Origin of the sequence: Klebsiella sp. CN_Kp100 (genome assembly GCF_040065315.1) — a bacterium.
Taxonomy (GTDB): Bacteria; Pseudomonadota; Gammaproteobacteria; order Enterobacterales; family Enterobacteriaceae; genus Klebsiella; species Klebsiella oxytoca.
Genome location: NZ_JBEAIJ010000002.1, coordinates 124,824 through 146,288, shown reverse-complemented (window position 1 = coordinate 146,288; position 21,465 = coordinate 124,824). Strand labels below are relative to the sequence as shown.

Sequence of the window (21,465 nt, the reverse complement as noted above, 5' to 3'; positions counted from 1 at the left end):
TTACTTAGCTATTTTTAGCATATGCCGTTTGTTAACCATGAGATGTGACTATGCCCGACGAAAAACAGACCCTTCACTATTGCCGCCAGACGCCAAAGGCATACGTTATCCGCAGCGATGACGAAGCCATCGCCATCGCCCATGAAATCGCGGCGGTACTGCAGCCCGGCGCGGCGCAACGCGATCGCAGCGGCAGCGTGCCGCCGGAGATTATCGATACCTACTCCAATAGCGGCCTGTGGGGTATCACCGTCCCGCGGCAATGGGGCGGAGCCGAGGTATCCGCCGCCACGCTGGCCCAGGTGATAGCGATTATTTCCGCCGCCGACCCGTCGCTGGGGCAAATTCCCCAGAACCATTACTGTCTTCTGGAGGATATCCGTCTGCAGGGCAGCGAAGAGCAGCAGGCATTTTTCTTCGCTCAGGTGCTGCAAGGCTATCGCTTTGCCAACGCGCTTTCTGAAACCGGCGGCAAGACGGTACTCGATATCCGCACTCGCCTGGAGGCCAGCGAACGCGGTCTGCACATCACCGGCCAAAAAGGCTACTGCACCGGTTCGCTCTACGCCCACTGGATCGGCATTCTGGCGCTCGATGCAGAGAATAACGCGCAGCTGGCGTTTGTGCCGCGCGAATCGGCTGGGCTGACGGTCATCGACGACTGGGCCTGCCTCGGCCAGCGTACCACCGCCAGCGGAACGGTCCTGGCGGAGAATCTTGTCGTCGAGCCTTTCCACCTGTTCCCGACCTGGAAATCCTACGCGACGCCAACCCTTGCCGGGCCGTTTGCCCAGCTCACCACCGCCGCTATCGACCTGGGGATTGCCCGCGCGGCGCTTAACGACACGGTGAACTTTGTCAGCCAGTTTGCTCGCCCCTGGATCGATGCCGGCGTTGAGCGGGCCAGCGAAGACCCGCTGACTATCTACCATATTGGACAGCTTGACAGCCGGCTGGCCGCCGCCGATGCGCTGCTGGAGCGGGCCGGCAAAGTGCTCGATCGCTATAAATACGCACTGAGCGAGGATAACGTTGCTCAGGCGTCTATCTCCGTGGCGCGCGCCAAGGTCTTTACCACCGAAGCGGCGCTGGAAGCCGCCAGCCGCCTGTTTGAGCTTAGCGGCACCCGCTCAACCAGCATCGCCCTCAATCTTGATCGCCACTGGCGCAACGGCCGCGTCCACACCCTGCACGATCCGGTGCGCTGGAAATATCAGCTGCTGGGCAACTGAGTGCTGAACGGCATTCCTCCACAACGCCATGACTGGAACTGAGATGAACGGCGCGCTGGCTTTTTTCGCTGATATCGACTGGGGCGACGTGGCGCAGGCCAGCCTCGATACCTTGACCATGCTGGGCTGGTCGCTGGGCTTTACCGTGCTGATTGGCCTACCGCTGGGAATTGTGCTCTATCTCAGCGGCCAGCCTCGCCTGCTCCATGCTCCGCGCCTCTATCGCCTGCTGTCGCTGGGGGTCAACGTTCTGCGCTCGCTGCCCTTCATCATTTTATTGATTGTGATGATCCCGGTGACGACGCTGATTACCGGCACCTCGCTGGGCGTTGAAGGCACCATTCCGCCGCTGGTTGTCGGCTGCGCGCCTTTCTTTGCCCGGCTGGTTGAGACCGCGCTGCGCGAGGTGGAGCACGGTCTGGTGGAGGCCAGTTGGTCAATGGGCGGCAACACCTGGCAGCTAATCTGGCACACCCTGCTGCCGGAGTCGCGCGCCGGGCTTATTGCCGCCGTGACCGTGACCGCGATTTTACTGGTCGATTATACCTCCATGGCGGGGGTCATCGGCGGCGGCGGGCTGGGCGACCTGGCCATCCGCTTTGGCTATCAGCGCTTCCAGACGGACGTGATGGTGATAACCGTTCTGCTGCTGATTGCTCTGGTGCAGATAGTACAGATGAGCGGCGATCGTCTGGTGAAGGCGATGAGCCGCAAATAACAATAGCTTCAGGAATAAGACAATGAAAAAAACAACACTCGCAGCCGGGCTCCTGGCCCTCTTCGCTTTATCCGCCAGCGCCAACGAGACGCTGACCGTGGGCGCGACGCCGGTCCCCCATGCCGAAATTCTCGAGTTCGTTAAGCCCGAGCTGGCGAAACAGGGGGTCGATTTGAAAATTAAAGTCTTCAACGACTTTATCCAGCCCAACCAGCAGCTGGCGGAGAAAAATCTCGACGCCAACTACTACCAGTACCGCCCTTTCCTCGATAACTACAACCAGACCCGCCACACCCATCTGCTGCCGGTGGTCGGCGTGCATATTGAACCGTTTGGCGCTTATTCGAGCAAATATAAAACAATCAAAGAGGTACCGGATGGTGCCACCGTTGCCATCCCGAACGATCCGGTGAATACCGGTCGCGCGCTGGTGATGCTCAGCAATGCCGGGCTGATTACCCTGAAAAACCCGCAGGATCCGCAGTCGGCGACCAAAGATATCACCGCTAATCCGCACCGTTTTAAAATTCGCGAGCTGGAAGGCGCGATGCTGGCGCGGGCGGTGAATCAGGTCGATCTGGCGTTTATCTTCGCCAACTATGCGCTGGAGGCCGGAATTGATACCGATAAGGCGCTGCTGGTGGAAAAAGGTAGCGATCTGTACGTCGAGTATCTGGTGGCGCGTCCCGACAACATCAACGATCCCGGCATTCAGAAGCTGGCGAAAGCCCTGAACTCAGACCGCGTGCGCAGCTTCATTCTCACCCGCTATAAAGGCAAAATCCTGCCCGGTTTTTAATCGCCGGATGTTCATCGGCAGCCTGCAGGCTGCCGTTTAATTTCGTTAACAGAGCCGCCATCGTGACGCAAAAACCCAACGCCACAACGCATATTCAGTTGAGCCAGATAAGTAAAGCCTACCCCAACGGCGTGCAGGCGCTGCGGGATATTAATCTGCAGATCGCTCAGGGAGAAATCTTCGGCATTATTGGCCGCAGCGGCGCCGGAAAATCAACCCTGCTGCGCCTGTTCAACCGCCTGGAAAACGCCGACAGCGGTGAGATTACCATTCACGGCGAACATACTCGGCACTACTCCCGCAGCCAGCTGCGCGACCTGCGCCGGCGGGTCGCGATGATCTTTCAGCACTTTAATTTAATGGCGGCCAAAACGGTGGCGCAGAACGTTGAGCTGCCGCTGAAAATGGCCGGGGTACCGCGGGCGGAAAGGCAGAAACGGGTTGCGGAGATCCTGGCGCTTGTCGGCCTCAGCGATCTGCGCGACAGCTGGCCGGCTAAGCTTTCCGGTGGCCAGAAGCAGCGCACCGGTATCGCCCGTGCGCTGGTCACGCAGCCGGAGATCCTGCTGTGTGACGAAGCCACCTCGGCCCTCGACCCGGAAAATACCCTTGCAGTACTAAAACTCCTTAAAGAGATCAACCAGCGCCTTGGTTTGACCATCGTGCTGATCACCCATGAGATGGACGTCATTCGCACCCTCTGCGACCGGGTCGCGGTGCTTGAGCACGGAGAAATTATCGAACAGGGCGAGGTGTGGCGAGTATTTGGTCATCCCGGACATGCTGTCACGCAAAGCCTGCTCGGCACGCTCCATCATGACCGTGCGGAAGAACGACTCTCGCTGAGCGAAAACCAGCAGCTGGTCACGCTGCATTTTGACGGCAGCAGCGGGCAGGAACCGGATTTACAGCGCATCGCCGCGCTGCTGGGCGCCGATGCCCGCCTGTTATACGGCAGCTGCGAGCAGATTCAGGGACGGGTGATTGGCCAGCTGCGGATACGCCTGGCGAAGCCGCTGGCCAATCCTCATTTACAGCAGCATGCCGGCTGGGTGGCTGACCGCTTAACCCTTTCCGGCGATACGGCAGCGGAGAATGCTGGCGTTTAGCGCAAAAGTGGCAGATTAATACTGAATTATTGCTAATGCTAAATTGCTATAAGCCATAGCCTTTCGGTGTTAGACAGGGCGCTAAGCGCCTCTTATCTTTCGTCATGATTTGTAAATACACTACGCAATTCTTTGATGAGGGAGCACTTTTGTCCAGACTACTGCACGGGTTAAAAACCAAACAGACGCGGTTCGCGCTTGCTCTGAAAATCGCGTTGCTCGGCGGCGCGGTGGCATTTTCTTCTGTCGCCATCGCCGACGAGATCTTAAAAGAAGGGATCACCCCGGCCAGCGATGCCAGCCAGATCCCCGCAGCGGCAAAGCTGCGTAAAGATACCGTCGTGGCCGGCATTTCCGAGCCACAGGGCATTTTTAACCCCTACTTCTTCGTCAACGGCTGGGATGAAAACGTCACCAACGTGATCTTCTCCCGCCTGATCGACTGGGACAGCCACGGCAAACTGGTGCCGGGTCTCGCCGAAAGCTGGACGGTCAGTCCGGACAACAAGGTCTACACCATCAAGCTGCGACCCAATCTGACCTTTAGCGACGGCTCGCCGCTGACGGCTGACGATGTCGCCTTTACCCTCACCGTGCTGCTGGACCCGAAATACGACGGCGATACCGATATTACGCTCGCCAATATCGCCGGCGGCGCGGAGTACAAAGCGGCGAAAGCCGATAGCGTCAGCGGTCTGAAAGTGCTGGATCCCTTGACGCTCCAGGTGACCACCACCCAGCCGGGCGCGACGACGTTGGCAAAAATTGGCGGTCCGGTACTCTCCAGAGCGTATTACGGCAAAGGCTACCAGCGCGGCAATCTCGATTATCTGCGCACCCTGCACGGCAAACCGCTGGGCAACGGTCCTTACGTTTATGACAAATATATCCCCGGCCAGGAGATTCGTTTCCACGCCAACAGCCATTTTTATCGCGGTACGCCCCCCACCCCGCGCTTTATCTATCGCGTGACCAACCCGGCGACCAACTTTCAGCTCTTCCAGACGGGCGAAACCGACTACGACGCCTTTACCTCGCGTCCGGACGATATCGAACAGCTGAAAATGCTCGGCTTTGCCAACATCAACCTTTACGGCTCCAGCGACTACAGCCAGGTGGAGTTTAACGTCCGCCGCCCGGCGCTGAAGGACATCAAGGTACGCCAGGCGCTGATTTACGGCCTCGATCGCCAGAAGCTGATTGATGTGGTCTACCAGGGCTACGGTAAAGTAGCGATTGAGCCTATCGCGCCAATCTCCTGGGCCTGGAACGCCGACGGAGTGAACCCGTATCACTATGACCCGGCGCAGGCGAAGAAGCTGCTGGACGATGCCGGCTGGAAACCGGGACCGGACGGTATCCGCGTCAAAGAGGGCAAACGCCTGGAGTTAACCCTGCTGGTGAGTAAGAAAGTGCTTAACGATGCGCTGATCCCCATCGCCAAAGAGAACTGGCAGCAGATTGGCGTCCTGTTAAAACCGCAGGTCGTCGATTTCAACGCCCTGATGGCGCAGCGTAAGTCGGGTAATTACGATCTGGCGTCGTTCAGCACCAGCACCCTTAACGACCCGCATGATGGCGTGTGGGATTTTTACAGCGCGGAAGCGAAAGAGTCCGGCTATAACAATCCGCAGGTCGATAAGCTGATTACCGAAGGTAACTCGGTGCTCGACGTTGAGAAACGCAAGCCTATCTACCACCAGCTGTATCAGGTACTGGCGCAGGACCCGCCGGTGATCCTTCTCGGCTACCGCGAAATTCTCTCGGCGAGCAGCGCCCGGGTCACCGGCTTCAAACCGGATATCTACAACGGCCTGACCGGCAGCCTGCCGGATGTCAAAATCGTTAAGTAAATCCCCAGCCGCCGGGATGTCCGGCGGCTGACGTGAGAATGTCATGAGAAATTTCATCCTGAGACGGCTGCTGCAAACGCTGCCGATGCTGCTGCTGGCTTCATTCATTATCTTTATGCTGTTTGCCAAAACGCCGGGCGATTTTATCGACGGCAATATCACCCTCACCGCCGCCCGCGCCGCCGAACTGAAGGCGATTTACGGTCTGGACCAGCCGTTACTCACCCGCTATATCCATTGGCTTGGCCAGCTGCTGCGCGGCGATCTTGGGTTCTCGCTGCAGTACCAGATTCCGGTCAGCCAGCTGCTTAACCAGTACATCTGGAACTCCTTCCTGCTGGCCAGCGTGGCGCTGGTGTTCTACTGGGGGATTGGTCTGACGGTCGGCGCAATCTCGGCGCTGAAGCCCAACTCGCTGTTCGATCATCTGGTGAGCGTCGCGGTCTTCGCCGCCATGTCGTTCCCGACCTTTTTCCTCTGTCTGCTGCTGATCAAGTGGTTCGCCGTCGACCTGCACTGGCTGCCGGTTGGCGGCATGACCCGTACCGGTAGTGACGACAGCGGCTGGGGCTATGTGCTACAGGTTGCCGCCCATCTGGTGCTGCCGGTGCTGGCGCTGGTGATGCTCCAGGCAGGTAGCCTGACCCGCTATTTTCGCGCCAGCATGCTCGAGGTGGTGAAAATGGATTTTATCCGCACCGCCCGCGCTAAAGGGCTACGCGAACGCACGGTTATCCTGAAGCACGCCTTGCGGAACGCCCTGCTGCCGATCATTACCCTGCTCGGCTTCGAGCTGCCTGGGCTGTTTTCCGGGGCGATCATCACCGAAAAAGTATTTAACTGGCCCGGGGCTGGACATATTCATATTGATTCGCTGGCCGCCCGCGACTACCCGGTGTTAATGGGATTCACCCTGTTTCTGGCGGTGCTCACCATTCTTGGCAATCTGCTTGCCGATGTGCTTTACGCGTGGGTCGACCCGCGCATTCGCGTGAGGTCCTGATGCTCAGCTCCCTGTTCTCTTCCAACCGACGCCTGCGCGACGCGGAAATTCCGGCGCTGGCGCAGGTTACGCCGTCCCCCTGGCGTCAGGCCTGGCAGGCGCTGCGTCACAATCGTCTGGCGATGCTGTGCCTGCTGCTGCTGGTCATCATGGCCCTCTGGTGCACGCTGGGGCCGCTGTGGTCGCCGTGGAAGGACGATGCTACCGACGCGCTGATGATCAACAAGCCACCCGGCGCGCAGCACTGGCTGGGTACCGATTTTCTCGGTCGCGATATTTACACCCGCCTGCTACTGGCCGGACGCATTTCGCTGATCATCGGCCTGCTGACCATGCTGCTGTCGGTCACCCTTGGCTATCTGCTCGGCGCGCTGTCGGGCTACGCCGGCGGCCTGACCGATAAACTCATCATGCGTTTTGCCGATCTGGTGATGACCATCCCCGGCCTGCCGCTGCTGATTGTCGCGGGAGCGATGCTCTCCGAGCTCGATTTCTCGCCGGATTCACGCATCTATATGGTGGTAGTTATGCTGAGCCTGCTGGAGTGGCCGAAGCTTGCCCGGCTGGTACGAGGGCAGTGCCTCTCCCTGCGCGAGCGCGACTTTATGCTGGCGACCCAGGTGCTGGGCTTGTCGGCGCGGCGCCGTCTGTTTGGTCATCTGCTGCCGAATACGGTACCGATTCTGGTGGTGATGGCGACGATGGCGGTGGCTAACGCTATTCTCAGCGAGTCTGCACTTAGCTACCTCGGGCTTGGCGTTGTGCCGCCGACGCCGTCGTGGGGCAATATGATGGACGCCGCTAACAGCCTGATCGATTTTCAGCGCCGCCCCTGGCTATGGATGCCGCCGGGGATCGCCATTTTTATCACCGTCATTGCCATCAACGTGCTGGGCGATGGCCTGCGCGACGCCATGGACCCCAAAATGAAACAGAGGCTGAAATGAGTCGCGCATTAATTACCTTTAATCAACTTTCGGTCTCTTTTGCCGCCGACAAAGGCCGGGTACGCGCGGTGCAGGAGGTGTCGTTCACTATCCGCGCCGGGCAGACCGTTGGCGTCGTCGGCGAATCCGGCTGCGGTAAAAGCGTTACCGCCATGTCATTAATGGGCCTGCTGCCGCCGCAGGCGGCGCGCATTGACGGTGGGGAGATACTTTTCGAGGATCAGGATCTGCTGCGGCTGAAAAATGCCCATATGGCCGATCTACGCGGCAATCAGCTGGCGATGATTTTTCAGGAACCGATGAGCGCCCTTAATCCAGTACTCACCGTCGGCGAGCAGCTGTGCGAGCCGCTTATTCGCCACCGCGGCGAGTCGCCGAAGATCGCATGGCAGCACGCTATCCAGCTTCTGGCTGATGTTGGACTGGCGCGCGCGGATAGCCTGATGGCCAGCTATCCACACCAGCTTTCCGGCGGCATGCTGCAGCGGGTGATGATCGCCATGGCGCTGAGCTGCCAGCCGAAGCTGCTGATTGCCGATGAGCCGACGACCGCGCTGGACGTCACCGTGCAGGCGCAGATCCTGCGACTGCTGCGCGACCAGGCGCGAGCCAACCGGATGGCGATGATGCTGATTACTCACGATCTCGGGGTTATCGCGCAGATGGCCGAACACGTGGTGGTGATGTACGCCGGGCGTATCGTTGAGCAAGGTGCGACAGCCGCCATTTTGCGTAACCCGCAGCATCCCTATACCCAGGGGCTGATCGCCTCGCGCCCTGTGCCGGGGGAGCGGCGGCGACGCCTCTACTCAATCCCCGGTCAGGTACCGGACCTCGCCGCCCTTCCCGCCGGATGCGCCTTCGCCGAGCGCTGCGCAAAAGCCACCGCGCGCTGCCGACAGAGCATTCCGCCGCTATCGGGGCATAACCGGCAGGCCGCCTGCTTTTACAGTGAACTTTCGGAGTCCGTGGCATGAATCATGAATACGTGATTGAAGTGGATGGGCTAAAAAAACACTTCCCGCTACGCGATGAGCTATTCGGCCAGCAGACCGGCGTGCTGCGGGCCGTGGATGGTGTGAGCTTTAAGATTCGCCGGGGCACGATTTTTGGCCTGGTAGGCGAATCCGGCAGCGGGAAAACCACCGTTGGCCGCACGCTGCTGGGGCTATACGAGAAGACCGCCGGCAGCGTGAAGTTTCGCGGCCAGGAGCTTGCCGAACTGTCGCCGCAGGCGATGCGCGCGCTGCGGCCTAAAATCCAGCTGGTTTTTCAGGACCCCTACAGTTCATTAAACCCGCGCATACGCATTGGCGTCGCCATCGGCGAGGCGATGCTGGAACATAAACTCTGTCGCCGGGCGGAGCTGTATGACAAAACCCTTGAGGTGATGCGCATCTGCGGGCTGTCTCCGCAGCATTACAACCGCTTCCCGCACGAATTTTCCGGCGGCCAGCGTCAGCGCATCGGCATTGCCCGTGCGCTGATCTTAAACCCGGATTTTATTATTGCCGATGAACCGATTTCAGCCCTCGATGTGTCGATTCAGGCGCAGATTATCAATCTGTTTTCCGACCTGCGAGACGACCATGGGGTGACGTTTTTGTTTATCTCCCACGATCTGGGGGTAGTAGAGCATCTGTGCGATGACGTAGCGGTAATGTATCTCGGTCAGCTGGTAGAGACCGCCAGCCGCGATGCGCTATTCAGCAGCCCCCTGCATCCCTACACCCGGGCGCTGCTGGCGGCGGTACCGACCCTCGATCCGGACAGCGAGCCGGTCGCGGCGCTACAAGGTGAAATTCCCGACCCGTCCCGGCCCCCTTCCGGCTGTCGTTTTTCCTCGCGCTGCCCGCAGGCCAGCGACCGCTGCCGCCGTGATATTCCGCTTCTAAGGGAGGTTGCCGACGGCCACCTCGTCGCCTGTCACGCGGTTTAGCGCCGGGTAATCTTCAGAGCATAAAAAAAACCGCCCACACGCAGGGGCGGTTAGTTGCGTAAGAGCGAACCGGCTGCGGCTACTCTTCCAGCGCGAAGGCAATAATATCATCGCCCACGTCCGGCGAGTGGCTGGCGCCCCCGGCGGAGATCACCACGTACTCTTTACCGCTTTTCGGTGATTTATAGATCAGCGGAGCCGCCACTGCCCCTACCGGCAGACGAGCGCGCCATAGCTCTTTACCGGTAGCGGAATCCAGCGCGCGCAGGTAGTTATCCTGGGTACCGGCGAAGAAGACCAGTCCGGAAGCCGTGGACGTTGGGCCGCCCAGCGTCGGCATACCCAGCGGGATATGCATGTGCGTTTTCAGCCCCAGCGGACCGGTATCCTCTACCGATCCCATCGGTACCTGCCACCTCAGCTGGCGGGTATTGAGGTCGATGGCGCTCATGGTGCCAAACGGCGGCGTATTACAGGGAACGCCCAGCGCCGACTGCAAGATATCAATCCGCACTCCGCCGTATGGCCCGGCAATTTGCGGACGCACGGTCCCCATAAAGCCGGGCACCTCGTCGGTGGAGACTTTGTATTTCGCCATATCCTCTTTGCGCACCAGCGACATTCTCAGCGGCATCCGCATATCATTGACGAACAGCGTTCCTGTGCGCTCATCGATAGTGATACCGCCCCAGTTCATGCCGCCCAGCAGGCTCGGCCATTCGATGTACGGCTTCTCTGACGGCGGCGTGTACATACCCAGATAAGTCGACGCTTTGAAGTCGATACGGCACATCAGCTGATCGAACGGCGTCACGCCCCACATCGACTTCTCGGTGAGCGGCTCGACGCCCAATTGCGGCATGCCGGTGGAGAACGGCTGGGTGGCGGAGAGATGCTCGCCTTCCGCGCCGTCGTGGGCCACAGGTCGCTCTTCTACGCGAGTCACTGGCTTGCCGGTACGCCGGTCGAGCACGTAAATCTGCCCGGTTTTGGTGGTCTGGATCAGGACCGGAACCTCTTCACCCCGGTCGTTTTTCATATGGAACAGTACCGGCTGCGACGGCAGGTCATAGTCCCAGATATCATGATGCACGGTCTGGAAGACCCACTTCGTCTCCCCGGTGCTGGCATCCACCGCCACCACGGACGAGCCATATTTCTCTTTGGCCGCGTTGCGATCGCCGCCCCAGTAGTCCGGCGGACCGTTACCGGTCGGCAGATAAATCAGATTCAGCTCTTTGTCAAAGCCCGGCACCGTCCAGACGTTCGGCGTTTCGAGAGTGTAGACGCGCCCTTTTACCGGATCGGTCACGTTTTCCGGCTGGCCGACGTCCCACGCCCACACCACTTTGCCGGTACGGACGTCAAACGCGCGCACCACGCCGGAGGGTTCGCCGTGCACGATATCGCGCACCCAGCCGCCGAGCACCGCAATATGCCCCATAATCACCGGCGTTGAGGTCGGATGGTAGCGTTTGCTGTTTTCGGTATTGTCCATACCCTGTTTCAGATCAACGCTACCGTGGTCGCCGAAGTCATCGCACAGCTCGCCGGTTTTGGCGTTCAGGGCGATCAAGCGGGCGTCGACCGTAGACACCAGGATACGCTGCGGACACTGCTGCAGCGACGGGCTGGCCTTCTCCTCTGCGCTCAGAGAATCATCGCTCTGCGCATCCCAATAGCCAACCCCGCGGCAGGTGACGTGCTCGGCGGTTTGCGCGTGCGGGTCAAAACGCCAGCGCGCTTTACCGGTATCCGCATCCAGCGCGGTGACCACGTTCAGCGGCGTACAGGAGTACAGCGTATCGCCAATTTGCAGCGGGGTATTTTCATCGACGCCAATTCCGGCGCCGGTAAGCCGCCGGCCGGTATGGTACGTCCAGGCGACTTTCAGGTTTTTGACGTTTTGCGGCGTAATGTCCTCGTACGGCGCAAAACGGGTGCCGGAGGCATCGCGACCGAAGAACGCCCAGTTATCGCTTTTGGCAGCCAGGGTCGGCGTTTTGTCGTCGCTCGCTTTCACCACGCCGTTATGAATACCGCCGTGCGGGTAAAAGGCCGAGACCAGCGTCGCCAGCAGCACGAGGAAAATCGCCGAAGCGCTCCAGTTGGCGTAGCGTACCCGCGTACGCGGCATCGGCAGCGTCGCCGACAGCCACAGCGCCAGCATCAGCATCAGCGCAGGCACCACCAGTCGTGGGATCAGTCCCCAATAACTGAGCTGCACTTCATACAGCGCCCAGGCAAGGGTCAACAGAAAAGTCAGAATGGCAAAAGGCAGGACATATCGACTGCGGGCGAGATAGCCGACGGCGATAAGCAGATAAGCAATACCGGCGAGCAGATACCAGGCGCTGCCGCCCAGCGAGAGGAGTTTGCCCCCCCAGATGGTGAAAAAGAGCCCAATGCCAAAGCTCAGTAATACAAAGAGTAATCGGTAGACGGTGAAGAAAATTCCCCTTCCGCTACCTTGTCGTTCGTCCATATTTCATCCCATACGACGTCAGTCGAAAAAACCAAAACATCTTATATAAACAGCGCCTTATCAGACCGATAAGGACACAGACCGCATATCATGTTGGTTGGACGCTCTCAGGCAGAGCGAAGAACGTAAGGAATTATATGTATTTGTAAAAATAATGTAAAACTATCACGCATGAAATGTTTAAAATTTTTTAATTTATAAAACTAATTTATCAGATGAAGCGGTTGTAAGGCTGAACGCGCGGAGTTGAGGCGAGGAAAGATGAAGGGCAAAACGATTGTCGACCCGCAGCCCCCTGCGGGTCGACAATCTTCACTTTATGCTTATCCGGCGTTACGGCAGAGGCAGATGTCGCCTAGCGCGGCGGCAAGATCCAACTGCGCCAGCTCCTTCAGACCTTCACGCTTGATAAACTGGCTACGGTGCTTACTTTTAACCTCTTCCAGGCTTTTCTTAATCTCGGTTGGCGGTAATTTATACCAGCCGCGTCGATGCTTCTCGCCGCCGATTTCCAGCCAAAGCTCAGAATAACGGGTTTTTACTCTGTCGCTTTTAACATGAAAATCACTGTCGATAGCATAGATCTCCTTGATATTGAAAAAGGCTAAAAAACCGTACAGCAGAGTGATAATTAAGTTTTTAGGACGGGTGCCGTAAAGCTCTTTCGTCAGCGCCTTCACCTCTTCATTATCGATATCTTTCCCTCCCTGAATACCGCCAATCCAGGCGCGGCCATCGTCAGTGCAGGAAAAACAGATACTGTAGACGCGTTTATCGCCAAGGAACATTAACAACATGAGCTCCCCTTCCTCCTGAAAAGGCGATGCCAGGAGCTTCACATCAATACTGCTACCGTTTTTCAGCGGAATGGCGATAAGCGTACGGCCAAAGTTCGCCATATCATACAGCTGCGGCAAGGCCTCGGGACGAAAGCTTTTTTCTATAAAATTCAAAGAGCCATGAGCGATATCGAGTTTCGCTCTTTTTGACATCTTTTTATTTAAATAGGCTTTAAAGGGTTTATCTTCAAAGTTAACCAACCCCTCGGTGGCTCCCGTTAATTTCGCGCAAGCATAGCTGGCGCATAATGTCTGATATTCTTTGTATTTCCCTCCGGTTAAAGATATTTCTCTGCATTTACGCAGTACCTTTTTATAGCTGAGTTTAACCTGACAAATAAATTTATTATGTTTCCGCCATTCTTTGACGGCGGCTACTGCGGTTGTCGATACCATTGACCATAATCCATAGATACATCCATAAGCACGGCAATATTAGCATAATCTTTACAAGTCAATGGCCAGTGTGGCGCTCGTTGTCGATTTGTTTAACAAATAGCGTGATAAACATTCAACAATTTGATGGCTAAAAATGGAATATTCGCTCAACTATTGTTTGTCGCCGCCCACGCCTTTTCTCGTCTCGCCTTGCGCAATAAAACATCCGCGCTTACCGCTATGTGCTACCGGGGCTCAGGCCGGGTGCATCCGCCTGCCGTTTTGCCTATACTTGCACACGGTCAACACTGAACTTAAATGGGTAACGCATGGAAATTGATCTCGATAACCTGGTTTTTAGCGGACTGGAAGAAGCGCAAGAGCGCAACGCTGAACGACTTGAAGATGCCGATAAAAAAGCGCAGGCCATTGTGGCCGATGATGACTGCGGCGACGCCTGTAAGATCTAACGACCAAACCGGCTACTCTGCCGGTTTTTTTATCCCGCCAGCGCAGCCCTCGCCATAAAGCCGTTTGCAACGCGCTTTTTAAAGAAAAATTTTCTCCCAAAGCGCTATTTTACAAATTGAACGTGCAACTTTTTTCTCTGCTGAGTGCGGTAATATTTTGATTATCGTTCCTGCGAGCCGCGCCGTTTTCTGGCCCGCAGGCGCAAATCAATGTCGAGGAGAAAGTCATCCCCTCGATGGCCATTTTTCTGCACCGCTCCAGAGGCTCAGTCATGTCACACCGGGAAAATCGTGCTAAATGGAACCTGTTTATTCAGGCATTAAAACAGGAAGTGAAACCCGCTTTAGGCTGTACCGAACCGGTATCTGTCGCCCTCGCCTGCGCCGTGGCGGCGCAGCAGCTCTCTGGCGCGATTGTGCGGATCGAAGCTGCGGTCTCGCCGAATCTGATGAAAAATGGTATGGGCGTCACCATCCCGGGTACGGGGATGACCGGCTTGCCTATCGCCGCGGCTCTCGGCGCTATCGCCGGCGACCCGCAGGCGAATCTGGAAGTGCTTAACAAGGCCACCCGTCGGGAAATTGATGCCGCCAGGGCGCTACTTGAGGTTGGCGCCGTGCGCGTGGTGCTACAGGAACCCTGCGACGAGATTCTGTACGTTCGCGCCAAAGTCTACGCGGGCGACCAGCATGCGACGGTCACCATCACCGGCGACCACACCAACGTGGTGGCGGTTGAGAAAATGGGTGAGCCTCTGTTTGTTAAGGACGCAAGCGCGAACGCTGCTCCCGCCTGCGATCCGCTGGCGCAGGTCGCCCACAGTTCGCTGCGCGAGATCTATGATTTCGTTAGCGAAGCGCCTGCGCAGACGCTGGAATTTATGCTCGAGGCTGGCGCAATGAACAACGCCCTTTCAAAGAAAGGGCTGAGCAAAGAGTGGGGATTGCATATCGGCCCGACGCTAAAGCGCCAGGTCGACAAAGGACTGGTTTCCGATGATATGTTTAACGAGATCCTCTACCGCACCAGCGCCGCGTCGGATGCCCGCATGGGCGGCGCATCGCTGCCGGCGATGACCAACTCCGGCTCCGGCAACCAGGGCATCACCGCCACCATGCCGGTGGTCGTGGCCGCAGAGCGTCTTCACGCCAGCCAGCAGCAGCTGGCCCGCGCGCTGGCGCTATCACATCTGGTCGCTATTTATATTCACTGTAAACTTCCGCGGCTATCGGCCCTCTGCGCCACCACCACCGCCGGAATGGGTGCCGCGGCGGGGATTATCTGGCTGATGAACGGCAGCTTTGACACCATCGCCATGGCGGTTAATAACATGATTGGCGACGTCAGCGGCATCATATGCGATGGCGCTTCCGGTAGTTGCGCAATGAAAGTGTCCACCAGCATCTCTTCCGCCTGGAAAGCGGTTCTGCTGGCGCTGGATAATTCGGTTGTTTCCGGCAACGACGGTATCGTCGATCGCGATGTGGAAAACTCCATTCGTAATCTTTGCGCCATCGCCGGTCGGGCCATGCAGCATACCGACCGACAAATTATCGAAATCATGGCGCACAAGCGTTATTAGGTTTGACGCGGCGCTGGACGAATGGATGCCGGGCGTTGTCCGGCGGTAAAGCGTCCACTGCCCCTCCGCCGCAGCATGTAAAAAAACCACGCCGGCATGCACGCGCGGGCGTGGTTCGATTTTTGGTTAACGTCGTTGTTCAGACGCGAGGATAGTAAGCAAAGAGCGCCGGCGCGCCGCCGGTATGGACAAACATCACCGGCCCGCTGCCGGTGAAACGCGTTATTTTCACGCCATCGATCAGGCCCGCCATCGCCTTGCCGGTATAGACCGGATCAAGCATGATCCCCTCCAGACGCGCCAGCAACACCACCGCCTCCATCCCTGCGGTATTCGGCATGCCGTAGCGCAGCGCAAAGTAATCATCCCATAGCGTCAATGGCGACAGTGCGGTTACGCCCAGCATTGCGGATAATTCGCCCTGCAGCTTCGCCACTTTGGGCCCCTGATCGTCAACAAGGCGCGAAACGGTCACCCCCACGACTTCGACCTCCGCCAGGCAATGGGCGAATCCCACGCTCAGTCCGGCATGCGTCCCCGCGCTACCGGAGGGCACCACCACGGACTGCACCTTGAGATTCATCTGCTCGCACTGCTCCGCTATCTCCAGCGCGCACTCAACGTAGCCCAGCGACCCCAGCACGTTTGAGCCGCCGACGGGAACAATATAGGGTTTCGCCCCTTCTGCCGAAAGCCGCTCGCTGAACTGCTGCAGCCGCGCATCCGGATCGTAAAGTTCTGCAACCCTTTCTGACTCGCAGCCCATCAGGCTAAACAGCAGATGGTTGCCGTTGCAGAGATAGTTAGGCTCCGCGGTTTGAATGGGATTCTCCAGCAGCGCTGCGCACTTCAGACCCATCTGCCGCCAGAAACTCTAGCTTTCTGAGCTTATTACCGCCCATGCCAGGATGCGAAATATCGTCACGTTTTATAGAGATATCGCGCTGCAAATATTCCGACAGCCGCTGCAGATGCTGAACGGGAGTGACGCCACCAACCAGCGCGACGCGCGCTAAGCTGTTGAGATAATGTTTTACCGACATAGCCCTCTCCTTGATATAAAAACGGCGGCTAATAAGCCGCCGTTGAGCCGTCTTTCGCGTGAGTTATCCCTGCCAGGCGATAGCTTCAATTTCTACTTTAACGTCCTTTGGCAGCCGGGCGACCTCTACGCAAGAGCGCGCCGGGAAAGAAGCGTTACGCTGGGTGAAGAACGCCGCGTAGGCATCATTAATGGCAGCGAACTCGTTCAGATCCTTGACGAAGATAGTCATCTTACAAATATTGGCGACCGTCAGGCCGCCGGCCTCAATGATTGCCTGAATATTCTCGAGGCTCTGTCGGGTCTGGCCTTCGGCGCACTCGGGAATAGTGCCCGTTTGCGGATCGATGGGTAGCTGACCTGATGTAAAAATAAAATTTCCGCTGCTCACGCCCTGGATATAGGGGCCAATTGCCTGCGGCGCATTTTCTGTCGCGATAGCCTTAGTCATAGCAAATCCTTTAAGAATATTGAGTTAAAGAGTGAAGCCGACAATTAAATAAACAATGAGCGCCAGCCCGCCCGTCACCAGCGCATAAGGCAGCTGGGTGCGAATATGTTCAATATGGTCACAGTTGGTCGCCATCGATGCCACGATGGCATCACTGGAGATAGGCGAAGTCATATCACCAAAGATTGAGCCGGAAATCGCCGCGCCGATCATAAAGTGCGGATCGATGCCTAAGGACACGCCGAGCTGGACGCCAATTGGAATCATGATGGCGAAGGTTCCCCAGGAGGTACCGGTGGCCAGCGACATCACCGCGGCAATCAGGAAGATAAAGCCGATCGAAAAGCCGGATGGAATAACGCCGGAGGTTATCGAAGCAATATACTGTCCGGTATTCAGTTCCGCCGAAATATGCCCCATCAGGAAGGCCAGAATCATGATTGAGCTGATTTTCACCATACTGGCGTAGCCGATATACAGCTCTTTAAAAAAGTTTTCTACGTTCAGAATACCGCGCAGGCGAAACCAGATAAAAGAGACGACGGTGCCAAACATGACGCCGGAGTAGACCGACATGGAGCCGCTGCCTTTGGAGAATTGTCCCTCGCCGGTGATATATAGCACTACCGGCACCATAAGTACGGTGGAAAGGATTGGAATAAAGAAGTTGAGCAATGAGTTGCAGGCCGGATGGTCAATCACCGGGTCCGCTTCCTCTTCGCCATGCTCTTGTTCTATTTCCGTCTGGACCGTTTCAAACTTAACCTCCGCCTTTTTCATCGGCCCCCAGCTACAGCCGGAGAGGATATAAAAAAGCACTGAGGCTAATGAAAACCAGGCCATCGTATTCCAGACCATCGAGCTTGCCAGCACTTCAAATGGCTCGCCGGTCAGGTAGCCTTGCGCAATCTGGACGCCGATAACCCCCATCATCGCCGCTCCCCAGCCGTTGATCATCACCGACGAGCAAACGGACACGCAGGAAGTCTGGATAATATAGGACATCTTTTCCGGCGAGACTTTATAGCGCCGGGCAAGGTTTTTCGTTGATGCGCCGGCAATCAGCTGGTTTATCGAACTCTCGATAAAGATTAACGATGTCACCACCATCGCCAGTAGCTGGACCGACTTTTTATTGGTGACGAAATCATTTTTCTCCGAAAGAAACTGCACCAGCTTTCGCACGCCGCCGGTGACCACAATCAGCCGCATAATGCCGCCGATCATCACCATAAAAATAATCGTTCGCGCATTACCGGCGGAGGCAAAGGTTTCAATAATTCCGTTCAGCGTGCCGCCAACGCCCTGGATAATGCTGTGGTGAATCACCGCATAGCCGACAAAAATACCGGTAAGCAGAGAGAGGATCACCTGGCGGGTCAGAATCGCCAGAATAATGGTGACCAGCGGAGTAATTATCGTCCAGATGCCATAATCATGCATGATGGTTATCCTGTTTGAGGTCCATAGCGGCGAAGGCAATATCCAGGTCCTGGAGTAAGTCATCGATATGTTCAATGCCGACGGAGAAGCGCAGCGTCGTGTCATAAACGCCGATCGCTTCCCGCTCCTCTTTTGACATCGAACCGTGGGACATTGAGGCCGAATGGTTAATCATGCTCTCTACCCCGCCCAGCGATTCCGCCAGCACAAAATAGTGCAGACCGCCGATAAAGCGTTTCAGGCTCTGCATGTCTCCCTTCAGGGTCGCGGTCACTACCGCGCCGCCCGAACGCATTTGCTTCTTGCATAGCTGATGCTGAGGGTGCGACGGCAGCCCCGGATAATAGACGCTGGCAATCGCCGGATGGTTTTCCAGATATTCCGCCACGCGCAGGGCATTACTGCACTGACGCTCCATGCGCAAATCCAGCGTTTTCATACCGCGCAGGGCAAGGTAGGCATCAAAGGGCGAGGCAATAGAGCCGATCGTTGTTTTAATAAAATCGAGCCTCGAGGCGAGCGCTTCATTATTGGTAATAACCGCGCCGCCTATTAAATCAGAATGTCCGCCAACATATTTACTGGTGGAGAGCATGACCATGTCCGCCCCCATTTCAAGCGGTTTATGGTTCCAGGCACTGGCAAAGGTATTATCAACGCAGGTGGTAATGGCGTGTTCTTTAGCAATACGACACACTTTCGCGATATCGACCAGTTCAAGTAATGGATTGGTCGGCGTTTCAATCCAGATTAAGGCGGTATTTTCCTGAATATTCGCCATCAGGCTCTGCTCATCGTTCAGATCGATATAGGAAATTGTGGCGCCGGTGGTGTGCGTTTTTAATTTCTCAAACAGCCGCCAGGTTCCGCCGTAGACGCCCTTCATCGCAATAATGTGTGCGTCTTTGGGCAATAGTTCCATCACGATATTGGTGGCCGCCATTCCCGATGCGGTAGCGGTGGCATATATCCCCCCCTCCAGCTCGGCAAGTGCGGATTCATAAGCTTTACGCGTTGGATTGGAAACCCGGGAATAACAAAAATCGCCGCCTTCATAAAGGTTAGGCTGGATAAAAGAGCTGGCTGTGACAATCGGGGTAAATATAGCGTTGGTTACCGGATCGGATTGGCTTCCAGCATGAACGGCCAGGGTAGCAATATCTTTAGTTCTGGTTTTCATAGGATATACTCAAACTATTATTAGTCATAAATATCGTGAGTTCTTATTTACGTGGTCAGCGAAGTGGGCACATAAGACTGCCGCCAAAACTCCGTTTAATAGCCAAAAAATAAACGGTCATATAATCATCAACATCGTGATTTGCGTTCTTCGACCACCATTAAAATGTATATTAGGCGCGGAAGAAAATCTTACCTATTTTCCCTCTAATCCGCGAATAATGGAGAAAATTGTTCTCTGCGCGAAAAAATCACCCACCATTAACTGATTGATAAATAAAACATTGAATTTAAAGGGTGATGTTAATCACAAAAATATGGGGGAAAACTTACTCTTTAACCGCCTGCGGCCACGAAACGATTTTTCTCATACTGGTGCCAGCGATAGGGTTCCTGAGTTCCCTCATTTACGCGCTATGCAGAATGAGTTAGAGCTATTTGCGGCGCAATGCTGTATGGTCGTAAGCCCTTAACTCAGGAAATATCATATGTCAGAACGCAAAGACGCTAAAACTCGCCGTAATTATCTCGTAAAATGTTCCTGCCCTAACTGCTCTCAGGACTCAGAACACAGCTTCAGCCGAGTACAAAAAGGTGCTCAACTCATCTGCCCCTACTGCCATAAATTTTTCCAGTCCTCTGCAAAAACCGCTGCTTAATTATCCCTTGTCAGAAGCCGATTATTGCGCATGATTGCACAATAATCAGCCAGCGCTGATGGCGTTTTTTTGGCAAAGTAAAAGCCCGCAAGCGCGGGTTTTATTTCGATTTGCATAGACTTCCCACTCACTTACTGTATAGTCGTGCCGGTTTTCATATTTAAAAGGTATTTATTTGTTCCAAAAAATGACAGGTATTGTCAAAACATTTGATAATAAAACAGGCAAAGGTCTGATCATCCCCTCCGATGGTCGCAAAGACGTACAGGTTCATATTTCCGCACTATCGCCCGGCGAGCCAACCACAATCAGCCCCGGCATCCGCGTCGAATTTCGTCGAGTCAACGGACTGCGTGGCCCGACCGCCGCCAATGTTTATCTTTCTTAAAACACAGTATAAAACGTCAATAGCTGCTGAATAAGTCACCTCGCCGGTTAAAACATGGCCAGGAAATGCTTCACCGTGCGCGAACGCTCGTAGCGTCGCCAGGCGATAGCAATATCGGTTTTTAGCGGCGCGCCCGCCAAAGGGTGGTAGCTGACGCCAGGTAGCGTGATGCAGGTCATCGACTGCGGCACCAGCGCAAAGCCGAATCCGGCTTCCACCATGCTGAGCGACGACGATATTTGCGATGACTGATAGGCTCGCTGCACGTCAATACCGGCGCGCAGATAGCTGTTGAACACCAGCTCATACAGGCCAGGGGCCACTTCGCGCGGAAAAAGAATCGGCGCCACGTCGGTAAGCTGCTCGAGCGCGAGTTCGTCGCATGACGACAGCGGATGCGAACGCGCCAGCGCGATCACCATCGGCTCCTGATCGATAATCCGCAGATTGAAGGCTTTACTGCTTTCACAAGGCAGGCGTACAAAAGCAATATCCAGCTCCGCTTCGCCAAGCGCCCCCATCAGCGTCGCCATATTGCCCTCGATTTGATGCAGCGTTACCGCCGGGTAACGTTGTTGGAACTGCTGCAGCAGGCTAAAGATCTGCGGATGGAAGGCATCAGAACTGGTAATGCCCAGCGCCAGCCGACCGTTCAGTCCGCGGGCGATCCCTTTCGTCTTTTCGAGCGCCGCATCGCTCAGGGCGAGGATCTGGCAGGCATCCTCATAGAACGACTCCCCCGCTTCCGTTAGCTCAACGCCGCGCGTTAAACGGCGGAAAAGCGGCGTGCCAATTTCCCGTTCAAGCCGTTGAATTTGTTGGCTTAAAGGCGGCTGTGAGATACCAAGTTCTTTTGCCGCTTTAGTGAAATGTCGCGCCTCGGCGACGGCGACAAAGTAGCGCAGATAACGAAGTTCCATATCGAAAACGTCTCAAACAAGCATAGAT

At 56.2% G+C, this 21,465-nt stretch carries 19 protein-coding genes and 1 pseudogene; 13 read left to right on the top strand and 7 right to left on the bottom strand.

The annotated features are described in order from the left end of the window. The first annotated feature begins 50 nt into the window (after positions 1-50). The 9 genes from ABLV12_RS02725 (at position 51) to ABLV12_RS02685 (ending at position 9,600) form a co-directional block, all read left to right on the top strand. Positions 51-1,232 (top strand): SfnB family sulfur acquisition oxidoreductase, encoded by a 1,182-nt coding sequence (locus ABLV12_RS02725; RefSeq protein WP_348866761.1) that lies wholly within the window; start codon positions 51-53, stop codon positions 1,230-1,232. A 43-nt stretch (positions 1,233-1,275) separates the two neighbouring features. Next, positions 1,276-1,950 (top strand): methionine ABC transporter permease, encoded by a 675-nt coding sequence (locus tag ABLV12_RS02720; protein ID WP_004102765.1) that lies wholly within the window; start codon positions 1,276-1,278, stop codon positions 1,948-1,950. Positions 1,951-1,972: 22 nt separating this feature from the next. Then, positions 1,973-2,749 carry a MetQ/NlpA family ABC transporter substrate-binding protein gene (locus ABLV12_RS02715; RefSeq protein ID WP_032728368.1) on the top strand — a complete coding sequence of 259 codons (777 nt, stop codon included), beginning with the start codon at positions 1,973-1,975 and terminating at the stop codon, positions 2,747-2,749. A 62-nt stretch (positions 2,750-2,811) separates the two neighbouring features. After that, complete coding sequence (locus ABLV12_RS02710; protein ID WP_348866760.1) at positions 2,812-3,858, top strand: methionine ABC transporter ATP-binding protein; 1,047 nt, start codon at positions 2,812-2,814, stop codon at positions 3,856-3,858. 149 nt (positions 3,859-4,007) lie between these two features. After that, a complete protein-coding gene (locus tag ABLV12_RS02705; protein WP_070555927.1) occupies positions 4,008-5,711 on the top strand; it encodes an ABC transporter substrate-binding protein in 1,704 nt (567 codons plus the stop codon). 43 nt (positions 5,712-5,754) lie between these two features. Continuing rightward, a complete protein-coding gene (locus ABLV12_RS02700; protein ID WP_004102780.1) occupies positions 5,755-6,714 on the top strand; it encodes an ABC transporter permease in 960 nt (319 codons plus the stop codon). Continuing rightward, on the top strand, positions 6,711-7,661 hold the full coding sequence (gene opp4C / locus ABLV12_RS02695; RefSeq protein ID WP_094298936.1) for an oligopeptide ABC transporter permease: 951 nt from the start codon (positions 6,711-6,713) through the stop codon (positions 7,659-7,661). Before ABLV12_RS02700 ends, opp4C begins: the two co-directional genes overlap by 4 nt. Further along, the gene (locus ABLV12_RS02690) at positions 7,658-8,638 is read left to right on the top strand and encodes an ABC transporter ATP-binding protein (RefSeq protein ID WP_004113486.1); all 981 of its coding nucleotides are present in this window, start codon (positions 7,658-7,660) and stop codon (positions 8,636-8,638) included. Before opp4C ends, ABLV12_RS02690 begins: the two co-directional genes overlap by 4 nt. Further along, on the top strand, positions 8,635-9,600 hold the full coding sequence (locus tag ABLV12_RS02685; RefSeq protein ID WP_142475149.1) for an oligopeptide/dipeptide ABC transporter ATP-binding protein: 966 nt from the start codon (positions 8,635-8,637) through the stop codon (positions 9,598-9,600). The genes ABLV12_RS02690 and ABLV12_RS02685 overlap by 4 nt, the downstream gene beginning before the upstream one ends. A gap of 79 nt (positions 9,601-9,679) precedes the next feature. Here the strand turns inward: ABLV12_RS02685 and ABLV12_RS02680 are convergent, their stop codons facing one another. Then, entirely contained in the window at positions 9,680-12,085 is a 2,406-nt protein-coding gene (locus ABLV12_RS02680) for a membrane-bound PQQ-dependent dehydrogenase, glucose/quinate/shikimate family (RefSeq protein ID WP_135799961.1), read from the bottom strand. A 323-nt stretch (positions 12,086-12,408) separates the two neighbouring features. Continuing rightward, the gene (locus ABLV12_RS02675) at positions 12,409-13,320 is read right to left on the bottom strand and encodes a DUF535 family protein (protein WP_032728369.1); all 912 of its coding nucleotides are present in this window, start codon (positions 13,318-13,320) and stop codon (positions 12,409-12,411) included. Between the two features lie 311 nt (positions 13,321-13,631). On the opposite strand from ABLV12_RS02675, the gene ABLV12_RS02670 reads away from it, so the two are divergent. Both ABLV12_RS02670 and ABLV12_RS02665 read left to right on the top strand, forming a co-directional pair. Then, complete coding sequence (locus tag ABLV12_RS02670; RefSeq protein ID WP_004102786.1) at positions 13,632-13,772, top strand: hypothetical protein; 141 nt, start codon at positions 13,632-13,634, stop codon at positions 13,770-13,772. A 272-nt stretch (positions 13,773-14,044) separates the two neighbouring features. After that, a complete protein-coding gene (locus tag ABLV12_RS02665; protein ID WP_064370195.1) occupies positions 14,045-15,355 on the top strand; it encodes an L-serine ammonia-lyase, iron-sulfur-dependent, subunit alpha in 1,311 nt (436 codons plus the stop codon). Positions 15,356-15,494: 139 nt separating this feature from the next. Here ABLV12_RS02665 and ABLV12_RS02660 read toward each other — a convergent pair. The 4 genes and pseudogenes from ABLV12_RS02660 to ABLV12_RS02645 form a co-directional block, all read right to left on the bottom strand. Beyond that, positions 15,495-16,398 (bottom strand): annotated as a pseudogene (locus ABLV12_RS02660) (D-cysteine desulfhydrase family protein). Between the two features lie 63 nt (positions 16,399-16,461). Next, entirely contained in the window at positions 16,462-16,848 is a 387-nt protein-coding gene (locus tag ABLV12_RS02655; RefSeq protein ID WP_070555920.1) for a RidA family protein, read from the bottom strand. Between the two features lie 24 nt (positions 16,849-16,872). Beyond that, positions 16,873-18,291 (bottom strand): Na+/H+ antiporter NhaC family protein, encoded by a 1,419-nt coding sequence (locus ABLV12_RS02650; RefSeq protein WP_004102794.1) that lies wholly within the window; start codon positions 18,289-18,291, stop codon positions 16,873-16,875. Continuing rightward, a complete protein-coding gene (locus ABLV12_RS02645) occupies positions 18,284-19,471 on the bottom strand; it encodes a PLP-dependent aspartate aminotransferase family protein (RefSeq protein WP_023321146.1) in 1,188 nt (395 codons plus the stop codon). Before ABLV12_RS02645 ends, ABLV12_RS02650 begins: the two co-directional genes overlap by 8 nt. 487 nt (positions 19,472-19,958) lie before the next feature. Here ABLV12_RS02645 and ABLV12_RS02640 point away from each other — a divergent pair, with 487 nt between their 5' ends. Next, complete coding sequence (locus tag ABLV12_RS02640; RefSeq protein WP_213799282.1) at positions 19,959-20,129, top strand: YnfU family zinc-binding protein; 171 nt, start codon at positions 19,959-19,961, stop codon at positions 20,127-20,129. Positions 20,130-20,304: 175 nt separating this feature from the next. Next, on the top strand, positions 20,305-20,517 hold the full coding sequence (cspF, locus tag ABLV12_RS02635; RefSeq protein WP_017145721.1) for a cold shock-like protein CspF: 213 nt from the start codon (positions 20,305-20,307) through the stop codon (positions 20,515-20,517). A gap of 47 nt (positions 20,518-20,564) precedes the next feature. Here cspF and ABLV12_RS02630 read toward each other — a convergent pair whose 3' ends face one another. Further along, positions 20,565-21,437 (bottom strand): LysR family transcriptional regulator, encoded by an 873-nt coding sequence (locus tag ABLV12_RS02630; protein ID WP_004102798.1) that lies wholly within the window; start codon positions 21,435-21,437, stop codon positions 20,565-20,567. Positions 21,438-21,465: the final 28 nt, after the last annotated feature.